Origin of the sequence: Streptomyces ipomoeae 91-03, from assembly GCF_000317595.1 — a bacterium.
Taxonomy (GTDB): Bacteria; Actinomycetota; Actinomycetes; order Streptomycetales; family Streptomycetaceae; genus Streptomyces; species Streptomyces ipomoeae.
Genome location: NZ_AEJC01000314.1, coordinates 1 through 4714 on the forward strand (window position 1 = coordinate 1; position 4714 = coordinate 4714).

Sequence of the window (4714 nt, forward strand, 5' to 3'; positions counted from 1 at the left end):
CGGCCGTCACCGATGTCCTCGATGTACTCGTACTGCTCCTCCCAGCTCAGCGAGGAGTTCTCCGCGCTCGACACCAGCCGCATGGCCACGTCCTTCTTGTCCGGGTCGTCGAGCCCGGTACTCGCGGTGGTGGCCGCGTCCGCCACCCGGAGCCCGACGACGGGGGCGGCGAGCAGGGAGACGCCGAGGGTGGTCAGCAGCAGACGACGGGATGCGGCTCCGGCGGGCAGCAACGGCACGGGTGTTCTCCAAGTCAGCGCTTCGAGTGGGTGGTCGAGAGTCGCGTGCCCGGCTTGGAAAGCCGTGAGGGTGCGATCGCAGACCGCTGTGATCCGTCAGGAGAGAGCTGTGAGCCGGTCCCGGACCTCGATGGCGACTGTGTATGTGTCCCCGGTCGGCTCGGTCGCGAGCCGCCCCGGGGCGCGCGTCCAGCGGTCCTCCAGCGCGAACCAGTCGATCTTCTTCGGCGTCCGGCCCTCCCGCAGCGCGGCCCGCAGTTCCTCGAAGTACGTCGACCAGCGCAGCCGGTACAGCCCGCCGACCAGGCCCGCCCACTCCCGGTTGGCGTAGTCCCGCAGCCCCGCGTCCGCGCCCTTCCGCGTCCCCCACACGGTCAGCAGCGAGAGATTGTCGTAGGCCAGCCGCTCCCGCTCGGCGTCGCTCGCACCCCAGGCCCGCGCGTCGGCCACCCAACGCCCCAGCAGATGAGCGGAGTCGGTGGCCAGCAGCCGGTCCAGCAGATCCATCAGCGACAGCCAGGTACCGGTCAACTCGTCGAACCGGGCGGTGTCGCGGGCGTCGTACGCCCCCCTGATCCGCGGCAGCAGGACCCGGCTGCGGTTGGAGAGTGTCTGCCGGGCCACATCGAGCAGGTCCCGGCGGTACGCGGACGACGACCGCAGTCCCGGCCGTACGCTGAGCAGCTCACCCAGCGCGGGCTCGAACTCGGCCGCGTCGTAGCGTAGTTGCTTCGGCGACCAACGGGCGGCCCGTACGGTGTTCAGCGCGGGGCGGGAGCCGAACAGGCCGTCGGCGCCCTCGCTCCACCGGTCGGCGCGGGTGGTGCCGTACGCGGTGCGGCGCAGGATGTCCCAGGCGGCCTCGGCATGCGGATCACGGGCGCCGTACCGTGCGTGCGCCCACTCCGAGAACCACGTTTTGAGGTCCAACTCGTCCTTTCGCCAGGCGAGTTCGGAGAAGAGGGCGAAGGCGGCCGGATTGTTGTCCGCCGCCTCGGGCATGAGGGCGATCCCGCGCAGCTTGCTGCCGTCCTTCGTACGCCACTTCTCGTACAGCTCCGCCCAGACGGGGGTGTTGGCGCCGAGGGCGGTGTGGCCGCCGAAGTTCCAGATCGAGCCGAAGGCGTACGGGGTGTCGCCCCAGTCGGCCTCGCGGTCGATGACCGTGGGGAAGCGGTCGGAGAGACCGTCGACGACGAGCATGCGTTTCTTGTCGACGGCGTCGACGATCGCGCGCGGCGGGTTGTGCTGCCAGCCGAGGATCACCCAGGTGGCGTCGGGGTGGGCCGCCCGCAGCGCCCGTTCGACACCCTTCGCCGCGTCGGCCACGGGCACGTCGCCCGGGTCGCCGCCCTCGTGCAGCAGGTCCATCTTGTACAGCGTCGACGGACCGCCGAACAGCTCGTCCTGCGCCCGGTAGAAGGCCGCCGCCACCCGCTTGAACTCATTCGTGCGCGGGTCCAGCCAGTCGGGGCGCGCGAAGCCCATCCAGTCGCCCTGCGGCACGGTCCGCGCCCCCGGATTGCGCTCGGCGAAACCGGGCGGAACTGTACCGAAATAGCCGGGGAACACCGGAGTCATGCCCAGCTCGCGCAGCCGCCCGACGATCCGGCGGCCCAGGGCGGCGCGGGCGTCGAGGAGCTGCCGGGAGACCGGGGAGGGGAAGGAGGACAGGTTCTGCAGCAGCCACCACGGCTGATGGGCCGGACCCGCGATCCACTCCCGCAGCTCCTCGTCGCGGTACCCGAACTCCTGGAACACGCGGTGGTAGAGCGCGTCCGCGCCCGCGTAGACGAGGACCTCGTTGTAGCCGTGCAGCGCCAGGACGTCCAGCTCGCGCTCCCAGTACGTCCAGTCCAGGTATGCGCCCGTGTAGCCGTCGTTCGTGTCGTTGAGGGCGAAGCGGTGGGGGACGTTGGCGCGGCGGCTGACCGTGCCGTCGACGCCCGGGAGGTCACGGGGGAGGAGGTTCGTCTGCTCGCCCGCCCAGTTGATCTCGGCGTGCGCGGTGTGGTTCAAGTACCAGTTGAGGCCGGTGAGTTGGGTGGCCGGTGTGTCTCCGGTGACGGTGATCCGGCCGGTGTGACCACTGACCCGGAAGGTGTCACGCTCCGTCCCCCGCACGAATGTGATCTGTCGCCAGTGGTTCGGCAGCAGCCGCCGGGCCGCCGCCGCGGCGGCTCCGGCCCCGTTGCCGGCCTTTCCGGCCTTCGGCCGGTCCGCCCGGGGGGCGTCGTCCGAGGGGATCGCACGGGCCGAGGGGATCGCACGGGCCGAGGAGGAGGCGATCGCCGAACTGGTGGTGAGGGCGACCAGGAGGGCGCGGCGGGCGAGCGGCATGGTGTCTCCGGGATGCGGGTGGGGGTACGCCGTGGGGAGGAATACCCCCCGAAACCACACTTGTGCAAAGACGCGCGGCCACAAGGGGAAGAATCGGACGTGAACGGCTGCTGTTCGCCGCCCATTCGGTCGACCCGCCGGCTGAACTCCGGCCGGGGATGGGGACGTCGGGCTCGATGGCGACGGAGGTGTACGTCCGGGCGGGTGTTGTCCAGCCGGGTCGCCCCTCGTACGTCGATGTACGTAGATGTCCTGGTTCGGGAACCTCTCGGCTTGGCTGACGCGTTGTCGGTAAACAGGAGTTCATCCGAAAGATCACTCTGTATCCGGTAGATACCGGAGATTGCGGTAGGAACCGTTAAGTCCGGTTGTGGCCGGTCGCAGGGTGTGGGGGACAGAACGGGGACATCACGGTGCACCGACACCATCGCGAGACCTACTACGTCGTCAACGAGGGCCGGATACTGGAGTTCGAGAAGGGGGACGCGGTCGCGCGCGTACCGAGCGCGGCCGAGCAGCAGATGGCCTTCCGCTTCTCCAGGTTCGGGGAGAAGGGAGTCCAGCTCGACGAGACACTGCGCGGCAAGCTCGCCGAGGCCATGACCACGGCCACGGGCGGCGCCGACCCCGACTCGGGGGACCCCGGGGCGGCGATCCCGGCCGGGTTCACCTACCTCGGGCAGTTCGTCGACCACGATCTGACACTGGACCGCACCCAGGTGGGGCTGGGCGAGCCGGTCCCGGTCGAGGACCTGGTGCAGGGGCGCAGCCCCGCCCTCGACCTGGACTCGCTCTACGGTCTGGGCCCGAACCACTCCAGCAGCGCCCGCTTCTACGAGCCCGGCGGCCGTCTGAAGACGGGCACGACACTCGGCGTGCCCTTCCCGCCCGAGTTCCCGCCCGCCAACATCGACCAGGAGGGCTTCGATCTGCCGAGGGCCGGCGAGACGGTCGGCGGCACCCAGGCGGACAAGCGCGCTCCGCTCATCCCGGACGCGCGCAACGACGAGAACCTGGCCGTCGGCCAGCTCCATCTGGCGTTCATCCGCTTCCACAACCGCGTCGTCGACCACCTCGCCGAGCGTGGAGTGCCCGAGTACCGGCTGTTCCACGCGGCCCGGGACATCGTCGTGAAGCACTACCAGTGGATCCTGCGCACCGACTTCCTGCCGCGCATCGTCGACCCGGACATCGTCGAGCGGGTCTTCACCCGAGGGCGCCGGCACTTCGAGGTGCCGGGGTACACCCGCCCCGGCGACCTGCCCACGATGCCCATCGAGTTCTCCGTCGCCGCCTACCGGCTCGGGCACAGCATGGTGCGCGGGGCCTATCAGTGGAACACCGTGTTCCGCGCGGGCGGGCCCGGTGGGATCGCCACGCTGGGACTGCTGTTCCGGTTCAGCGGCACGGCGGGCAACCTCACCCCGGGCCCGGCCGACCTGAGCGACCTGGACGACCCGAACGCCGGGGAGAACCTGCGGCTGCCGAGCAACTGGATCGTCGACTTCCGCAGGCTGTTCGACTTCGGTGAGATCGGCCGGGAGGACCTGGCCGTGCCCGAGGGCGAGTTCAACGTGGCCAAGCGTCTCGACACCCTGCTCGTCGACCCGCTGGCCACGCTGCCCACCGGCACCTTCGACGGCCGTGGCCGCCCGGCCCCGCCGCCGATCCAGCGCAACCTCGCGTTCCGCAATCTCACACGGGCCGCGATGGTCGAGCTGGCCACCGGGCCGCAACTGGCCGCCCAGATGGGCTTCAAGCCGCTCACCGAGGACCAGATCCTGCGGGGCAACGGCGGCGCCGTCCTCGACGGGCTGGACGACACCCAGCGCGCCCAGCTCGTGGAGCACACCCCGCTGTGGTTCTACGTCCTGCGCGAGGCCGAGGTGAACGAAGCCCACCCCGGCAGCCTCACCGGCGTCGGCGGCACCCTCGTCGCCGAGGTCTTCCACCGGGCGATGGAGGGCAGCCGGACGTCCATCGTGAAGCACCCCGGCTGGCGCCCCAGCCTCCCGTCCCACCGGAAGGGCAAGTTCACGATGACGGACCTGCTCCTCTTCGCCTTCGAGAACGACCCGGCCCTGCTGAACCCGCTGGGCTAGGCGGAACCGCACGACCGCCGCATCCGCCGTTCG

Annotated in this window: 3 protein-coding genes; 1 reads left to right on the forward strand and 2 read right to left on the reverse strand. The window is 70.6% G+C overall.

The annotated features are described in order from the left end of the window. Positions 1–239, reverse strand: a 239-nt coding sequence (locus STRIP9103_RS50020; protein WP_048820664.1) for a chitosanase, incomplete at its 3' end; no start/stop codon positions are given. A gap of 96 nt (positions 240–335) precedes the next feature. Then, a complete protein-coding gene (locus tag STRIP9103_RS20840; RefSeq protein WP_009316363.1) occupies positions 336–2579 on the reverse strand; it encodes an alpha-N-acetylglucosaminidase in 2244 nt (747 codons plus the stop codon). A 413-nt stretch (positions 2580–2992) separates the two neighbouring features. On the opposite strand from STRIP9103_RS20840, the gene STRIP9103_RS20845 reads away from it, so the two are divergent. Next, positions 2993–4681, forward strand: a complete 1689-nt coding sequence (locus STRIP9103_RS20845) for a peroxidase family protein (protein ID WP_009316362.1) — start codon at positions 2993–2995, stop codon at positions 4679–4681. Positions 4682–4714: the final 33 nt, after the last annotated feature.